Source organism: Streptomyces sp. NPDC060209, from assembly GCF_042728155.1.
Taxonomy (GTDB): Bacteria; Actinomycetota; Actinomycetes; order Streptomycetales; family Streptomycetaceae; genus Streptomyces.
The window spans coordinates 1-14,062 of sequence record NZ_JBHWZS010000018.1 but is presented as its reverse complement, the minus strand read 5'-3'; the positions used below and the strand labels follow the sequence as shown (position 1 = coordinate 14,062).

16 protein-coding genes and 1 pseudogene are annotated in these 14,062 nt (G+C 67.9%); 9 read left to right on the top strand and 8 right to left on the bottom strand.

Translation table 11 applies throughout. The features are described 5' to 3' along the window. Positions 1-10: 10 nt before the first annotated feature. Positions 11-139 (bottom strand): annotated as a pseudogene (locus ACFWFI_RS06020) (IS5/IS1182 family transposase); the annotation flags it as partial. Between the two features lie 202 nt (positions 140-341). Here ACFWFI_RS06020 and ACFWFI_RS06015 point away from each other — a divergent pair. Further along, positions 342-782, top strand: a complete 441-nt coding sequence (locus ACFWFI_RS06015) for a hypothetical protein (RefSeq protein ID WP_387386035.1) — start codon at positions 342-344, stop codon at positions 780-782. Between the two features lie 396 nt (positions 783-1,178). On the opposite strand, the gene ACFWFI_RS06010 is transcribed toward ACFWFI_RS06015, so the two are convergent. Further along, entirely contained in the window at positions 1,179-1,382 is a 204-nt protein-coding gene (locus ACFWFI_RS06010) for a cold-shock protein (RefSeq protein WP_014158060.1), read from the bottom strand. A gap of 688 nt (positions 1,383-2,070) precedes the next feature. Between ACFWFI_RS06010 and ACFWFI_RS06005 the strand changes: the two genes are divergently transcribed. Further along, the gene (locus ACFWFI_RS06005) at positions 2,071-2,676 is read left to right on the top strand and encodes a hypothetical protein (RefSeq protein WP_387386033.1); all 606 of its coding nucleotides are present in this window, start codon (positions 2,071-2,073) and stop codon (positions 2,674-2,676) included. A gap of 83 nt (positions 2,677-2,759) precedes the next feature. Further along, positions 2,760-3,968, top strand: coding sequence for an MFS transporter (locus ACFWFI_RS06000; protein ID WP_387386030.1), 1,209 nt, complete (start codon positions 2,760-2,762; stop codon positions 3,966-3,968). 110 nt (positions 3,969-4,078) lie between these two features. Here ACFWFI_RS06000 and ACFWFI_RS05995 read toward each other — a convergent pair whose 3' ends face one another. Continuing rightward, positions 4,079-4,462, bottom strand: coding sequence for a winged helix-turn-helix transcriptional regulator (locus ACFWFI_RS05995; RefSeq protein WP_387386027.1), 384 nt, complete (start codon positions 4,460-4,462; stop codon positions 4,079-4,081). An 83-nt stretch (positions 4,463-4,545) separates the two neighbouring features. Between ACFWFI_RS05995 and ACFWFI_RS05990 the strand changes: the two genes are divergently transcribed. Together ACFWFI_RS05990 and ACFWFI_RS05985 are read left to right on the top strand one after the other, a co-directional pair. Beyond that, entirely contained in the window at positions 4,546-5,454 is a 909-nt protein-coding gene (locus tag ACFWFI_RS05990; RefSeq protein ID WP_387386025.1) for an NAD(P)-dependent oxidoreductase, read from the top strand. Between the two features lie 265 nt (positions 5,455-5,719). Further along, positions 5,720-6,433, top strand: coding sequence for an SAM-dependent methyltransferase (locus ACFWFI_RS05985; protein WP_387386022.1), 714 nt, complete (start codon positions 5,720-5,722; stop codon positions 6,431-6,433). A 43-nt stretch (positions 6,434-6,476) separates the two neighbouring features. Here ACFWFI_RS05985 and ACFWFI_RS05980 read toward each other — a convergent pair whose 3' ends face one another. Next, positions 6,477-7,550 carry a glycerophosphodiester phosphodiesterase family protein gene (locus ACFWFI_RS05980; protein WP_387386020.1) on the bottom strand — a complete coding sequence of 358 codons (1,074 nt, stop codon included), beginning with the start codon at positions 7,548-7,550 and terminating at the stop codon, positions 6,477-6,479. 267 nt (positions 7,551-7,817) lie between these two features. Between ACFWFI_RS05980 and ACFWFI_RS05975 the strand changes: the two genes are divergently transcribed. After that, positions 7,818-8,708: a TIGR03620 family F420-dependent LLM class oxidoreductase gene (locus tag ACFWFI_RS05975; RefSeq protein WP_387386017.1), complete on the top strand. Its 891-nt coding sequence runs from the start codon at positions 7,818-7,820 to the stop codon at positions 8,706-8,708. A 94-nt stretch (positions 8,709-8,802) separates the two neighbouring features. Here the strand turns inward: ACFWFI_RS05975 and ACFWFI_RS05970 are convergent, their stop codons facing one another. From ACFWFI_RS05970 to ACFWFI_RS05960, 3 genes are all read right to left on the bottom strand, one after another. Next, a complete protein-coding gene (locus ACFWFI_RS05970; RefSeq protein ID WP_387386014.1) occupies positions 8,803-9,648 on the bottom strand; it encodes a GNAT family N-acetyltransferase in 846 nt (281 codons plus the stop codon). Between the two features lie 506 nt (positions 9,649-10,154). Beyond that, positions 10,155-10,661, bottom strand: coding sequence for a GNAT family N-acetyltransferase (locus tag ACFWFI_RS05965; protein ID WP_387386011.1), 507 nt, complete (start codon positions 10,659-10,661; stop codon positions 10,155-10,157). A 122-nt stretch (positions 10,662-10,783) separates the two neighbouring features. Then, positions 10,784-10,954 (bottom strand): hypothetical protein, encoded by a 171-nt coding sequence (locus ACFWFI_RS05960; RefSeq protein WP_187282311.1) that lies wholly within the window; start codon positions 10,952-10,954, stop codon positions 10,784-10,786. Positions 10,955-11,166: 212 nt separating this feature from the next. On the opposite strand from ACFWFI_RS05960, the gene ACFWFI_RS05955 reads away from it, so the two are divergent. Both ACFWFI_RS05955 and ACFWFI_RS05950 read left to right on the top strand, forming a co-directional pair. Continuing rightward, the gene (locus ACFWFI_RS05955) at positions 11,167-12,270 is read left to right on the top strand and encodes a DUF4037 domain-containing protein (RefSeq protein WP_387386009.1); all 1,104 of its coding nucleotides are present in this window, start codon (positions 11,167-11,169) and stop codon (positions 12,268-12,270) included. Positions 12,271-12,309: 39 nt separating this feature from the next. Next, positions 12,310-12,831, top strand: coding sequence for a GNAT family N-acetyltransferase (locus ACFWFI_RS05950; RefSeq protein WP_387386007.1), 522 nt, complete (start codon positions 12,310-12,312; stop codon positions 12,829-12,831). Positions 12,832-12,955: 124 nt separating this feature from the next. On the opposite strand, the gene ACFWFI_RS05945 is transcribed toward ACFWFI_RS05950, so the two are convergent. Then, entirely contained in the window at positions 12,956-13,564 is a 609-nt protein-coding gene (locus ACFWFI_RS05945; protein WP_387386004.1) for an NAD(P)-dependent oxidoreductase, read from the bottom strand. A gap of 81 nt (positions 13,565-13,645) precedes the next feature. Between ACFWFI_RS05945 and ACFWFI_RS05940 the strand changes: the two genes are divergently transcribed. After that, complete coding sequence (locus ACFWFI_RS05940) at positions 13,646-13,981, top strand: winged helix-turn-helix transcriptional regulator (RefSeq protein WP_387386001.1); 336 nt, start codon at positions 13,646-13,648, stop codon at positions 13,979-13,981. Positions 13,982-14,062 lie beyond the last annotated feature (81 nt).

Sequence of the window (14,062 nt, the reverse complement as noted above, 5' to 3'; positions counted from 1 at the left end):
TCGAGTGTGGTCACGCGCTGCGCGCAAGGTTGTGCAGACAGGCGATGCCGAGCATCGCGTGGTGGACACCGTCGCCCTTCAGGCGACAGTCGCGGGGGACCTTTCATGTCTTCATGCACGCGAAGGCACTTCGGGAACGACCCAGCGGTGGCTCGCCGAGCCGGACGGAAGGCTCAATGTCCTTGCGAGCGATGCGGGGGCGTCGCCGTAGTGGGCCACAGAAGACACACGCACCTGGCGAGCCCCTGACCTCGATTGAACGCACGGCGAAGCGGCGAATGCCCACGTGCACCACAGGTGCAGGGGCGTTGCCGCGACGCGTGCGAGGATGTCTGTCGCGGGTGGCGAAGAACCGTGAGGCTCAGAGGCGGTGGGGGGATGCGGTGTTGGAAAGCAGCGCCTTGCTTTCGCTGGTGGGCGGAGCCGTCCGGTGTGAGCCGGATGAGCGACTCATCACTGCACCCGTCGTCTGCCGTATGTGCGATGCCGACACCTTCGAAGTAGTCGGCAACGAGTGCTTCTGCGAGGGCTGCTGCGTGCCCCTCGGGACAGAGGACGGGGCTCTGTACTCCAGCGACCTGCCCTTTGCGCTCGCGCCGGCGGTCGCGCGGCCCGATCCCGTATGTCCCGACGGACACGACGTCTTCCAGGTGGCGTTCGCGTACGGTCTCGGAGCTGGCGACCAGGTCCGACGCCTTTCGGTCGGACTTCACTGCCCGATCGACGGCACCCTGTATCTCCTTCTCGACAACGCGCCCGTGGTGCCGCGGCAGATCTCGTAACCGCCCATGTTCACCGCGAAGTGTGACGTGGGCAGCCAACTCGACCGCACCCTCTACCGGCTCATGCAGCACCGCCGCATCATCACCGAAAACGCACCCACCTGGCGAGGCGCCTGAATCGGACTCGTCCACCGCTGGTGCGGCCGGGACGGCGAGCGCTCGGCCATCTGTTCCGGTGCCGAGTACGACGCGGCAGAGGCGTCGGATGCCGACTTTCGACCACGGTGGCCATACCGGCGAGGCCCATGAGACGGGGAAGCGGAGGCAGAACGCTCGGCGTCCAGCACTGGGAGCGCGTCGGCCTGGCTTGCCCTGCTTACGATTGCACCGGCTTACGCCGGTCACCAGGCCCCGGGATCGTGCTTCCCGGGGCCTGGACGAACTCGACCTACACGATCAGGCGGTCGTGATGTTCTCCGCCTGCGGGCCCTTCTGGCCCTGGGTGACGTCGAAGGTGACGGCCTGGCCTTCCTGGAGCTCACGGAAGCCGGTGGCGTTGATGGCGGAGTAGTGCGCGAAGACGTCCGGCCCGCCGCCGTCCTGCTGGATGAAGCCGAAACCCTTTTCGGCGTTGAACCACTTGACGGTTCCGCTGGCCATGCTGGTGCCTTCCCGTTGATATCCGGATCCGCACCTCGCGGTCCCGGAGGCGCCGTGGTCCGCACCGATACAGCAAAACGCCCGCACCGAAGCGCGGGCTGATACGCGAACCACGACATCTGGCAGTGACGCTACATGGCGAAACCGGCCCCCACCAGAGAGCAACGACACGATGTGTACGTCTTGTGGACTCGACTCACTCCTACGCACGGCACGACATGAGCGCGAGCTGCCGATGCCGGTCACCGGATCACTTGCCGCGGAGGGCCTGACACAGCGGGCGGGTGACGCGCCGCGGACCACCCACGTGGACCCACGCGGTCGGGATCGCCCCAGGTCGGGCGCGGTCATCCGCGTCGAGGGCGAGGCTGCGGCGGCTGCGAGGAGTCCCGAGCCGTCCGCGGTGTCGGCGCGGCTGAACACCGTCCGGCGTGCCTGATCGCGTTCAACTAGGCGTAGGCCGCGTGTGAGTGCCCGCAGTGCGCAACTTCGCGCCAACACCGGTGAATCGCCGGGGTGCAGAGGCCTGCGCGCTCGGATACGACACCCTCGGGTTGCTTGCGCTCGAACGTCGGAGGAGGTCCGCGTCGTGGCGAATCTGTATCTACTGCGGCGCCGCCTTCGTTGGTGTCGGTAGCATCAACCGCTATACCCGTTTGAGACACAGCGAGCGAAGGACGAGGACTGCATGTCCGAAAACACTCCTACATCCGGCATCAGCGCAGACTACGCACAGCGGATCACAGATGATCTCGAAGCAAACCGGAGTGAGCAGGACCGGGCGCGCGCCGAACTGACCCGACTGCAGGACGAGCTCATCCAGCTGGAGGAGGGTGAGCAGATCCTGGTCAAGATGCAAGACGTGCTGGGCGCCGCGGAGAAGCCGGCTGCGCCCAAGAGCAAGGGTCGCAAGGCAGCGGCGTCCGTGCCCGCCGCGCGAGGCGCCAAGAGCAGGACGGCAACGCAGAAGCGAGGAGGCGGACCCAAGTCCCGGGCTGGACAGCAGACCGCCCCCGAGGAGACCGCAACGCCCAAGGGGGCCGGCGAGCCGACGTGGCGTGAGTTGGTCACCGGATATCTCTCGGACCAGAGGGAACCGAAGTCCGCCGCCGAGGTGACCGCGGCCCTGACCGAGGCTCACCCCCAGCGCACGACGCAGGTGGCTGTGGTGCGCAACACCCTCGAGCAGGGGGTCGCACATGGGCTGCTGGAGCGCTCCAAGCAAGGTCGCTCCGTGTACTACAGCCCTGTCTCGGCCTCGCACCTCGCCGAAGCCGGAGCGTCGGCCAAGTAGCTGAAGCCCATTGCGACCTGGTCCGGGAACAATGTGCACCAGGACGAGTGTACGTTCGTACGCTCGGACTATATGGTTCCCGTATGACTATTGACGCACCGAGCCGGCTCGCCCAGACCGACCGGCAGGCTCGTGTGGCCGTTGCCGTGCTGTTCTTCACCAACGGCGCCCTCTTCGCCAACCTTCTGCCGAGATATCCGCAGATCAAGGCCGATCTGGACTTGAGCAACGCCGTCTACGGGCTGGCCGTCGCGGCATTCCCGGCGGGGGCCATCGCGGCGGGCCTGGCCGCCGGAGCGGCTATCCGTCGACTGGGTTCGGCCCGGGCGGCAGTGCTGGGCACACTGCTGACCGGTGCGGGCATTCTCGCCGCCGGCCTGGCCGACTCCGTAGTGCTGTTCGCGGGTGCGTTGTTCCTCGCCGGAGCGATGGACTCCGTCACCGATGTCGCGCAGAACGCCCACGGGCTGCGGGTGCAGCGTCGCTACGGACGCTCCATCATCAATTCCTTCCACGCGATCTGGTCCATCGGCGCCGTCGCCGGGGGGTGCATGGCCGCCGCGGCTGTCGCACTCGGTCTCTCGAGGGGCCTGCACCTGACCATCTCGGCCGTGGTGTTCGCGATCGCTGCGTGCGTCGCCCTGCGGTTCTGCTTGTCCGGCCCGGAGAGCGAGCCGTCCCCGGAGCCGGAGGCCGACGCCCACGTGGGGCGGCAGGCGGGGCCTGCGGCGCCCGGTCGACGCACCGTGTATGTGCTGACTGCCCTCGTGCTCATCGCGACGGCCGGCACCCTCGTCGAGGACGCGGGCAGTTCCTGGGCGACGCTCTATCTCTCCGGCTCGCTGCACGCGTCGGTGACGCTGGCGGCCTTCGGTTACATCGCCCTGGTGGGGGCCCAGTTCGTCGGCCGCGTCATCGGCGACCGGCTCGTCGACAGGTTCGGCCAGCGCACCGTGGCCCGAACAGGAGGCCTGATCGCAGCTGTCGGCATGGGCCTGGCCCTGGCGGTGCCCACGGTGCCCGGCACGGTCCTCGGTTTCGCCGCGGCCGGATTCGGGGTGGCGACGCTGGTGCCCGCCGCCATGCACGAAGCCGACGAACTGCCCGGCCTGAAGCCCGGCTCGGGGCTGGCGATCGTCTCCTGGCTGATGCGCCTCGGCTTCCTGGCCTCGCCGCCGATCGTCGGGTTGGTGACCGATGCGACCAGTCTCCGGATAGGCCTCCTGGTGGTCCCACTTGCCGGAGTGCTCGCGTTCCTGCTCGCCGGAGTGCTGCACGCCCGCCGCAGATGAACGCGGCCGAGGAGGTCCTCCGACGGCCCGCCGGCTCAGAGGAGGCCCGGACACTGTGGCACGTGCGGAATCCGCCTCCCGTCCGTCGGCGGGGCTGAGAGTGCGCCTGCTCAGACTGCCTGACCGTGTGCGGCGGCCTCGGCCACGTCGGCCTGCCCGGAGCCTTCGCGACGCATCCGCTCGGTCCCCCAGGAGCCGAGCGGCCCGAGCGCCTGGTTGAGCGTGCGCCCGTGCTCGGTCAGGGAGTACTCCACGCGGGGCGGCACCTCGGCATAGACCTCCCGGTGCACGAGTCCGTCCTCCTCCATCTCGCGCAGGTGCTGGGTCAGCATCTTCTCGCTCACCCCCGGCAGACCACGGCGGAGCTGGGCGAAGCGGCGTACGCCATGGGCGTCGAGTTCCCAGAGGATCAGCCCCTTCCACTTGCCGCTCACCACGTCGAGCGCAGCGTCGATGCCGCAGATGTAGGGCCCGTTCCTCGGCGCCTTGGCCATCAATGGTCCCCTTACGAAAAGGTAAGTACCGCAGAAAATAGTGGGTACTTCCGAGAGTAGTGACGCTCTCCGAGCATGGAGGGGTGAACGAACAACAGAACCGCAACACCAGGCAAGACAGCCCTGTCACCGTGATCGGCCTCGGCCCGATGGGCCAGGCGATGACCCGCACCCTCCTCACCGCCGGGCACCCTGTCACCGTGTGGAACCGCACCGCCGGTCGGGCCCACGGCGTCGTCACCGAAGGAGCGACTCTCGCTGCGACACCTGGCGAGGCAGTCGAAGCGAGTGGCCTCGTGATCCTCAGCCTCACCGACTACCGGGCGATGTACGACGTCCTCACCGGCGCCGCCGAATCCCTCGCCGGCCGGACGCTGGTCAACCTGAGCTCCGACACGCCCGACCGCACACGCGAGGCAGCGATCTGGGCAGCGGGCCAGGACGCCACCTTCCTCACCGGCGGAGTCATGGTCCCGGCGCCGATGGTCGGCACGGAGGCGGCCCATGTCTACTACAGCGGCCGCCGCGAGGTGCTGGAGGGACACCTGGCCGCGCTGACCCTGCTCGGTACACCCAGGTATCTCGGCGAGGATCCGGGCCTCGCCCAGATGATGTACCAAGCCCAGCTCGCGGTGTTCCTCACCACCCTGTCCGGATTGATGCACGCCACCGCGATGCTGGGCGCCGCGGGAATGAAGGCCGGCGAAGCGCTGCCGGAGCTGCTCTCGTCCGCCGACTCGATCGGCGACATCCTGAGGGCCGGCGAAGATCAACCCGGCGCCGCGCTGGATGCCGGAACGCATCCCGGCGACCTCAGCACGGTCACCATGATGGGTGCGACGGCCGACCACATCGTCGAGACCAGCACGTCGCTCGGTCTCGGCCTGGCGCTCCCGATGGCCGTGCAGACCCACTATCGGCGCGCGATCGAGGACGGACACGGCAATGACAACTGGACCCGCATCATCGACGGCATCCGAGAGCCGCGCTGACCGGACGCGGGACCGATGAGCACACTCCCGGACCCACGCCGAACCGGCCCCATCGCCCATCCTGCACCCTGCGGAATCGGCTGACCGCGAGGAGATCTGACCCGATGTTGCTGTCCGCGGCAGTTCTCGCGGACAGCAACCAGGGAAGTCCGCTCCCCAGCTCGCCCCCTGACCGTGCGTACCCTTCCCGAAGCCGACACCGGAAGGAGCCGCTGCGTCCTTTATCGAGCTGCGTGCACTCCATGCTGCTCGTAGGGTTCGCGGCATGGACTGGCATGCGTGGCACAGGGATTACGACCGGACGGACTCCTCGCTCAGGCGGCGGCTCGATGTCGTTCGGAAGCGGATCCGGTTGGCTCTGGACGAATGTCCGCCGGGGCCGGTCCGGGTGATCAGTGTGTGCGCGGGCCAGGGGCATGACCTCATCGGAGCCCTCTGGGACCATCCGCGTCGTGGCGATGTCACGGCGCGGCTGGTCGAGCTCGACGTCGGCAACGCGGCGACGGCGCGGGAATCCGCCCGCGCCGCCGGTCTGCACGGCATCGAAGTCGTGGTGGGAGATGCCGCGTCCACCACCCACTACACGGGCATGGCCCCTGCGGACCTCGTGCTGGTCTGCGGAGTCTTCGGCAACATCACAGATGACGATGTCGAGCGTGTCGCCACGTACAGCAAGCAGCTGTGCCGGAGCGGTGGAACGCTTGTCTGGACGCGGCATCGTAAGCCGCCGGACCTGGTGCCCCGGATCTGCGGCTGGCTGGAGGCCGAGGGCTTCGAGAGGCTGTGGATGTCCGAGCCCGACGCGGGCTTCGGTGTGGGAGTGCACCGCCTGGCCGGTGAATCCCGGCCCCTGGATACGGCGCAGAGCATGTTCACATTCGTCGGATACGACGTCCTCGCGCGATCGGGCAGGGCGAGCCAGTACGGCGATCGCACTCGGTGTCGAAGGAGCCGCGATGCCTGCAGGAACCCTTCATGACCACAGGCGGACGCCGATCCTGGTGTGGGCGGAACGCCGTTCGTCAGGGGCGCGGTGCCGGGTAGGACCTGGGCAGCGGCATGCCGCGAGCAGCCATGATGTCCCTTACGCGGTCGGGGTAATCGGTGATGATCCCGTCAATGCCCATGTCCATGAGCGCCTCGATGGTGGCGGGGTCGTCACAGGTCCAGGGGATGACCTTCAGTCCGCGCCGGTGTGCATCGCGAACCATCTTCCTGTCGGGGTAGAACCGGAAGTCGGGGTCCGCGACCGTTCCGCTCTGCGGGAAGCCGTAGTTCGGGGACAGTGCTGTCACGCCGGGAACGGCAGCGGCAGCCTTCACGAAGTCTCCGTCGTAGTCATCGGCGTCGATCCCGCCGAGCCAGGGGGAAGCTCCGGGCTTCCCCACCTGGAGGAAGTCGTAGTTCGTCAGCGCCACCAGAGGGTAGGACGGCGCGAGTTCGTGCATCTCCCTCAACGCCCCCCAGTCGAACGACTGGACGGACACCTGGTCCTCGATGCCTGATCGGCGAATCTCCTCGAAGACGCGGCGGACGAACAGCGCGCGCGGCGCGGTCTGCTCGGGCGCTCCGGCCTCCACCTTCGTCTCGATGTTCAGGTGGACCCTCTTGGCGCGGTAACTCCTCACCAGGTTGAGGACGTCCCTGAGTTCGACCATGCGGAATCCGTTGATCTGCTCCTGCTCCGGGAAGCCGGGCAGTTGCTGATAGCCGCAGTCCATACTCCTGATCTGCGCGAGCGTCAGGTCCCTTATGTACTTGCCGACATACGGGTACATCGGATCACCCGACGTGAGCGGACCGGTGTCCCTGCACTTCTGAGCGCTGACCTGCCGGTCGTGGGTCACCACCACTTTCCGGTCCTTGGTGATCTGGGTATCCAGCTCCAAAGTGCTGACACCCAGGCGTAGCGCCTTGCCGAAGCCCTCGAGGGAGGCCTCCGTGGTCAGCCCGAGGCCCCCACGGTGGGCCTGCAAGTCGAACGCGGCCCCGCGAACCGGCTCATGCGTGTGGGGAGCCGCGGCCGCCTGCGCAGTCGCCGGGACTGCGAGCGCGGGAAGAAGGACCAGGCCTGCGACTGCGCGCCTTAGGGACATGTGTGCCTCGTCTGTTGCGTCGGACCGGACGCCGCGAAGCCAATCCTGGGGATCCGGCTCACACGAGGACCCGCAGTGAGCTCCTCGTGAACGTCCACGGAACGATCGCTCACGAGGAAGCCGAGCGTCTCCGGTTCCCGACGGCGTTCACTCCACCCACCCTCCGTCGACCTGGGTGCGTGTACGTTCCCTCCTCGCCGTAGGCTCCGTTCGGATGAACCCCCGTCCGGCCGGGAATAGTGAACACGGTGCGCTGTTGACCTCACCATGACTTCTGAGAAGCGCGAGACCTTCGGACAGGTCGGCATCTGGAGCAGTGCCCTGCACGGGTCGCGAGCGGACGACGCGGGCAGGAAAGCGATCGCGGAGGCCGTCGCCGAGCTCGAAGAGCTGAAGTACGGCACTCTGTGGATCGGGGGCAGCCCCTCGGTCGAGGATGCCGCAGCTGTCGTCGCCGCCACAGGCACGGTCACCGTGGCCACCGGCATCCTGAGCATCTGGGACCATGCCGCCGAGGATGTGGCGGCACGGATCAACGCGATCGACGCGAGCTCGCGCGGACGGTTCGTGCTCGGCCTGGGCGTCAGCCACGGCCCGATGGTGCCGCAGTACGCGAAGCCGTACAGCGCGATGGTCACCTATCTCGACGCGCTCGACGCCGCGACGCCACCGGTGGACTCCGGGCACCGGGTCCTCGCCGCGCTCGGTCCGAGGATGCTGAAGCTCGCCGCCGACAGGGCCCTGGGCGCTCACCCCTATCTCGTCACCGCCGAACACACCGCAGAGGCACGTGCGGCACTCGGCCCCGACGCGCTGCTCGCCCCGGAACTCTCGGTGGTCCTCGACACCGACATCGACCGGGCCCGCACCACCGCACGGAACATGCTGGCGATGTATCTCAAGCTGCCCAACTACACCGACAACTTGCTGCGCCTGGGGTTCGCAGAGAACGATTTCGACGGCGGCGGCAGCATCCGTCTCCTCGATGCGCTCTTCGCCCTCGGTGACGCCGAGCGCGTGAAGACCCGGACTCGGGAATATCTCGACGCCGGAGCCGACCACGTGGCGCTGCAGATCCTCACCGCCGACGAAGGCGGTAGCGGCCTGCCTCGGGCCGAATGGCGCGAGCTGGCCGGGGTGTTCGCCGACCAGCTGTAGAGCGCGACTCCCATGGAGTGCCGGATCCGGGTCGGCCACAGGGGTCGCTGCCGTTCCGGCCGGGCGGGGTACGGGTATGGCGGTCGGGGAGGTCCTATCCGAGTTCGATGGTGGTCGCGGCGTAGATGCCGGCCATGTCGATCTCTGGTGCCTCCCGGGTGTACATCCGGGCGCACTCGAAGGTCGGTTCGAGTCCCAGGCGCTCCATCAGCCTGATCGCCGCTGCGTTCACATCGGGCACGTCGAGCGCCACCGGCGCCCCCTGCTGGGCTGCCGACAGGCTGTTCAGGAGGGCGAGGGCGATGTCGTCGGAAGCGGCGTAGAGAGGGCCGACACGCGCGCCGGACTCGGCCGGGCGTGCCACCCCGAAACCCCTCAACTCGCCGTCCTGGAGTGCCACGAGGGCAGTGTGGCCGGGTACTCCCACCCACAAGGAGAGGAAGGCGTCACGCGGCGCGGGGAAGAAGCGACGGTCGTACGACGCCAGTCCGCCGAACGGAATGGTTCCGGCGTCGACGACCGTGATGTCTCCGGAGGCCTTCTCCCCACTCGGAACTCCCGCGTACCGCAAGTGGTTCCAGGCGGTGCGGAATCCAGATTTCCGGTAGTTGTCCTGCTGGTCGATCACACCGTCGAGGCCCACGTTCCGGCCGTCCAGGTGCTTCATGGCCACCCGCCACGCCTGGATCCCGTACCCCTGGCCGCGGGCCGGGGGCCGCGCGATGTAGAACCCGATGAATCCGAAATCCGCTCCGTACCGTACGGCGGATACGGAGGTGACGGGCTCATCGTCCAGCCTGCCCAGGAAGAACCCGTGCGGGTCGGCCGCGTGGAAGGGGAGATGGTCCAGCTTCCCTGGGTTCCACTGTTCGTCGTCGGCCCACTCCAGGAACCTCGTCATCTCACGGATTCCGGCTGTCGTGATCTCGTACTCTGCCATGTCCCTCTTCCACTCGATCCGGTGAATCCACGGGGCGGATTCGGCTCCCGTCCGGCCATGCCGCCCTCCCCGGACGCACGGCGGCGTGCCGGTCCGTCCGGCCACCGCCCGCTGCGGACAGCGCGGCGTCGATGTGGCCAGATGGCGGACCACCCCAGGATGCGCAGGACCTGGTCCCGCCTCCTGAGGGGGCATCAGCCATCGCATCCGGACAGTCTTCACCCTTTGCGCTGCGGCTCTCAACTCCATGCGGGCACGCGCGAATACCCGGAACAGCCCCTCCCCCGCCCTGTCACCGGCGTCCGCGACGACCTCGTCCCGCTGGTACCGACAGGTCGGGCGGATACTGCGCGAGCCACGCGAGCAGGCGCTTTCGCCGTGGGCACCTGCTGACGCGCCTGGGGTGACGGGCGATGGCGTACCGATCGTCGCCCGTCCGGCAGTCACGAAGCACGTCATCAGTCCGCAGCGCGCGGAGTAGGTCGGCTCCGTCCTCGCTCACCTGGTCACAGGTCTCTGCGCATGCAGACCCTCGGCCATCGGTCCAGACCGTGAGCGGCTTCCTGTCGTCGGATTTCCCGCAGGTGCGGACCGAGCACGCTGTCGTCGAGCCGATGGAAACCGCAGCGCGTGTAATAAGGCGCGTTCCAGGGAACATCGGCGAACGTGGTCAGGGTGAGGGCGGGGACGCCGTCGGACACGGCGTGGTCCGCGAGATGGTTCAGCAACAGGCGTCCGACAGCGCGACGCGCCTGATCAGGGTGCACCGATACCTGCTCGACGTGGAGGTTGCCGTCGACGAGTTCGGCGATCAGGTAGGCCACCGGGGCGTCAGCCGGATCAACGGCGGCCCACGCCAGGCCGGCTTCCCGGTAGCGAGCCAGTTCGCTGACCGGCAGCGGCTCGTCCTCAGCGATCTCAGGCATGCCGATATCGCGAAAGCACTGCCCGGCGGCTCGCTCGATGTCCTGGAGAAGCGGAAGTTCGTCGATGTTCACCGGACGGATACGCATGGCGTCATTGTCCTGGACGGCCGCGTCCCCGCGTGTGCTGTGCCGGCGGAGTGGCACCGGACCGCGGACTCGGCCACGGCCCGGTGCCGGCGAGGACGCTCACCCGGCCAGGTGTACGACGGTCAACGTCGGCCGACGCGCCGCCCGTTCCCGATGCCTGCGACATGCAGGGCCAGCAGAATCAGGCCGATCAGCATGACGTTCGTCGAAGCGAAGACATCGTTCGTCGCTATCTCGGCGGCATTGATCAGAAAGGCGATGAAGAACAGTACTGCCGCAGCTATTCCCAACATGACGTGGCTCCTTTCGCCGTTGGAACACGTGTGCCCCCGGATGCTCGCCTCAGACCTGGATGACAGCGCCCGTGTCGGCCTGTGTCGGCGGGCGGCACACCCAGCGGTTCCGCCTGACCGACGGCCGCCGGGGTGTGGGCTGCTGCTGACGGTCCGGGACACGTACGGATAACCGCTGGCACGGGACGAGCAGGGCCAGCACAGTGGGGGGCATGACGATCTCCGGTGCCAGGTTCGTTCCAGGAATCGAACTGTCCAGGATCCTGTACGAAGAGGCGGTCCAGCCGATCCTCCGGGAGGCTTTTCCGGGACTGCCCTACGCCGCCGCGCGGGTCGGAAGCGGATCCGAGGTGCTGGGATTCGACTCCCCCAGGTCCGCGGATCACGAGTGGGGACCGCGACTGGAGCTCTTCCTGACAGCCGAGGACAAGGCGCAGCACGGTGAACACATCCGTCGCGTCCTGGCCGAACGGCTGCCGAAGCAGGTGCGGGGGTGGCCGACCCACTTCCAGGAGAGTGATGATCCGCTGGATCCGGTCGGGCGCATGCAGGTGACCGACGGCCCGGTCAATCACCGCGTGGGTCTGTACGACGTGGATGCCTGGCTGGCCAATTGTCTCGGACTGGGCTCGTCGGAAGTGGAGTTGGGCGTACGGGACTGGCTGGCGATGCCGCAGCAACGGCTTGCGGAGACCACCGGAGGGACGGTCTTCCACGATGGTCTCGGCACCCTGACGGATGTCCGGCGCAGGCTGTCCTGGTATCCGGAGCAGGTATGGCGATACCTGCTGGCCTGTCAGTGGCAGCGCATCTCGCAGGAGGAGGCGTTCGTGGGGCGCTGCGCGGAGGCCGGTGACGACCTCGGCTCAGCGGTGGTGGCCGCGCGTCTGGTGCGGGGCCTGATGCATCTGTGCCTGCTGCTGGAGCGGCAGTACGCCCCCTACGGCAAGTGGCTCGGCAGCTCGTTCGGCCGGCTGCCGGTGGCGGAGTCGCTCGGCCCGATGCTCCGCGGTGCGCTTGCGGCGACCGACTATCCGGTCAGGGAAGCCCACCTGTGCGATGCCTACGAAACCGTCGCATCGCTGCAGAACGCATCCGGTCTCATCACTCCGGTGGACCCCGGGCGCCGGCCGTACCACGCACGACCTTTCCTGGTCCTGCACGCCGAACGCTTCGCGCAGGCTCTCGCGCGTACCGTGTCGGACCCGGACCTCAGGGCGTTGCCGCTGGTAGGAAGCGTGGACCAGTGGGCGGACAACACCGACCTGCTCAACCAGCCCCGCGCCGTCCGGGCCGCAGTCCAAGCCGTCCGATGAGCGGGAGAAATGTATTGCCGCTCCATCGCATCGGTCGGCATGCTCACATCCGTGAAGACCGACCACGCATCGCCCGATGCCACCGTGTCCATCCCCGTACGCGTGCGCGACCTACTGCCCCGCGACCTGCCCGCATGCACCTGGTCGGGCTCGGCCACCCACCTGCGCCACGTGGAGGTCGAATTGACTCGCGCCGCGGCCGGCGAGGTGGACTACCTGGCTGCGTGCACCCCTGTGGATCTGCCGGTGGCGATCGGCGGCATCGACTACCGGGTTTCCGAGGGAGCCGGAACCTTGTGGCAGCTCGCTGTGCTCCCGGCACTGCAGTGCCGAGGTCTGGGGACGCTGCTGGTCCGAGCCGCCGAGCAGCGCATCAGGGACCGCGGCCTGCGCAGGGCGGAACTCGCGGTGGAGGAGAACAGCCCTCGGGCCCGCGCCCTGTACGAGCGCCTGGGCTACGTCGCTTACGGCCGCGAACCGGACGCCTGGGACGAGGAAGGGCCTGACGGATCGGTCCGTCGCCGCGAGACGATGTGCGTTCTCATGCGAAGGGACCTCTGAGCCGGCTCGGTGGTGGCTGCCCTGCGGGTCCGAGGTGGAGATCGTGCACGATGGCGGGAAGACTGAGACTCCTTTGTCCGGTGGGTGGGTCGATCACGTCCCGGACGTCGCAGGCCCGTCGAAGTCAGTTGCTGATCGCGGGAGCGCCGCGCACGTGGGCCCGGTCCGATACCTGACCGAGGAGGAAGGCCGCCATGTCGGCACGCGTGATGGACAGGCCCACGGTCCCGTGACCGTAATGCCCGACGTTGATGCGCCCGGTGGGGGCCTCGTCGGTGAGCTTGGCGACACGGACGAGAGTCCAGTCCAAGTCGCTGGCGCGAACGGTCTCCGCCGCAGCACGCACCTCGGCGTAGGGGCGGGGCGCGACTGTCTTCACGAACCGGACCAGCGCCTTGAACTTGAGGTCCGGCAGGTCTGCGCGGTCGGAAACGCTGCACGTGGAGACGACTACGAACCGCTTCACGCCTGCGGTGTCCATCGCGGTGACGATCCGGCGCGTCGCTTCGCTCTCGGAGCCGACACCTTCGATCACGGCGTCCGCCGCACGCACCGCTTCGGAGATCGACTCCTGGTCGTCGAGTTGTCCGGTGACGATCGAGAGCCGCGGGTGGGTGACACGGAGTCTGCCGGGCGTGCGGGCATGGACGGTGACCTCATGCCCGGCCTCCAGGGCCTGCTGGACGAGCAAGTGTCCCATGCGTCCGGTTCCGCCAAAGATCGTGATCTTCATGCGCGCAGATCCCTTCCGCAGACAACCACTAAAGCTTCTATACCACTAAAGATAGCATAGTGAATTACCATGGAAGGCATCATGGAGGAGACAAACGACCCGCAGACAGCACGGTGCATGCAGATCCTGTCCGTCATCGGCGACCTCTGGACCTTGGCGATCGTGATGACGCTCCAGGAGTCGGAACTGAGGTTCAACGAATTGCAGCGAGCGATCCCGAAGGTCAACGCGGTCACGCTCACCAACCGCCTGCGCAAACTCGAAGAAGCCGGACTGGTCAGCCGCGTTGCCGAGTCCAGGAGTAAGCAGTCGACGGTCTACGGGCTCACCCCGTTCGGCCGCAAGCTGATGCCGATCGTCGACGCGGTGCGAGCGGTCGCACTCGACCTGGAGCGCTCCGGCCAAGCCCCTCTCTGACGAACCGCTTCCCTTGCCTTGCCCCGGCGTCGAGCGCCCGCGCCACGCGACGTCGGACGTCGGCTGCAGCAGGGCTGAGGC

Excerpts from the sequence above, each read along its gene's own strand:
- ACFWFI_RS05960 (WP_187282311.1), bottom strand. The coding sequence starts at position 10,954 with ATGTTGGGAATAGCTGCGGCAGTACTGTTCTTCATCGCCTTTCTGATC.
- ACFWFI_RS05995 (WP_387386027.1), bottom strand. The coding sequence starts at position 4,462 with ATGGCCAAGGCGCCGAGGAACGGGCCCTACATCTGCGGCATCGACGCT.
- ACFWFI_RS05940 (WP_387386001.1), top strand. The coding sequence starts at position 13,646 with ATGGAGGAGACAAACGACCCGCAGACAGCACGGTGCATGCAGATCCTG.
- ACFWFI_RS05950 (WP_387386007.1), top strand. The coding sequence starts at position 12,310 with ATGCTCACATCCGTGAAGACCGACCACGCATCGCCCGATGCCACCGTG.
- ACFWFI_RS05965 (WP_387386011.1), bottom strand. The coding sequence starts at position 10,661 with ATGCGTATCCGTCCGGTGAACATCGACGAACTTCCGCTTCTCCAGGAC.
- ACFWFI_RS06005 (WP_387386033.1), top strand. The coding sequence starts at position 2,071 with ATGTCCGAAAACACTCCTACATCCGGCATCAGCGCAGACTACGCACAG.
- ACFWFI_RS05980 (WP_387386020.1), bottom strand. The coding sequence starts at position 7,550 with ATGTCCCTAAGGCGCGCAGTCGCAGGCCTGGTCCTTCTTCCCGCGCTC.
- ACFWFI_RS06010 (WP_014158060.1), bottom strand. The coding sequence starts at position 1,382 with ATGGCCAGCGGAACCGTCAAGTGGTTCAACGCCGAAAAGGGTTTCGGC.
- ACFWFI_RS05985 (WP_387386022.1), top strand. The coding sequence starts at position 5,720 with ATGGACTGGCATGCGTGGCACAGGGATTACGACCGGACGGACTCCTCG.
- ACFWFI_RS06000 (WP_387386030.1), top strand. The coding sequence starts at position 2,760 with ATGACTATTGACGCACCGAGCCGGCTCGCCCAGACCGACCGGCAGGCT.
- ACFWFI_RS05955 (WP_387386009.1), top strand. The coding sequence starts at position 11,167 with ATGACGATCTCCGGTGCCAGGTTCGTTCCAGGAATCGAACTGTCCAGG.
- ACFWFI_RS05945 (WP_387386004.1), bottom strand. The coding sequence starts at position 13,564 with ATGAAGATCACGATCTTTGGCGGAACCGGACGCATGGGACACTTGCTC.
- ACFWFI_RS05970 (WP_387386014.1), bottom strand. The coding sequence starts at position 9,648 with ATGGCAGAGTACGAGATCACGACAGCCGGAATCCGTGAGATGACGAGG.
- ACFWFI_RS05975 (WP_387386017.1), top strand. The coding sequence starts at position 7,818 with ATGACTTCTGAGAAGCGCGAGACCTTCGGACAGGTCGGCATCTGGAGC.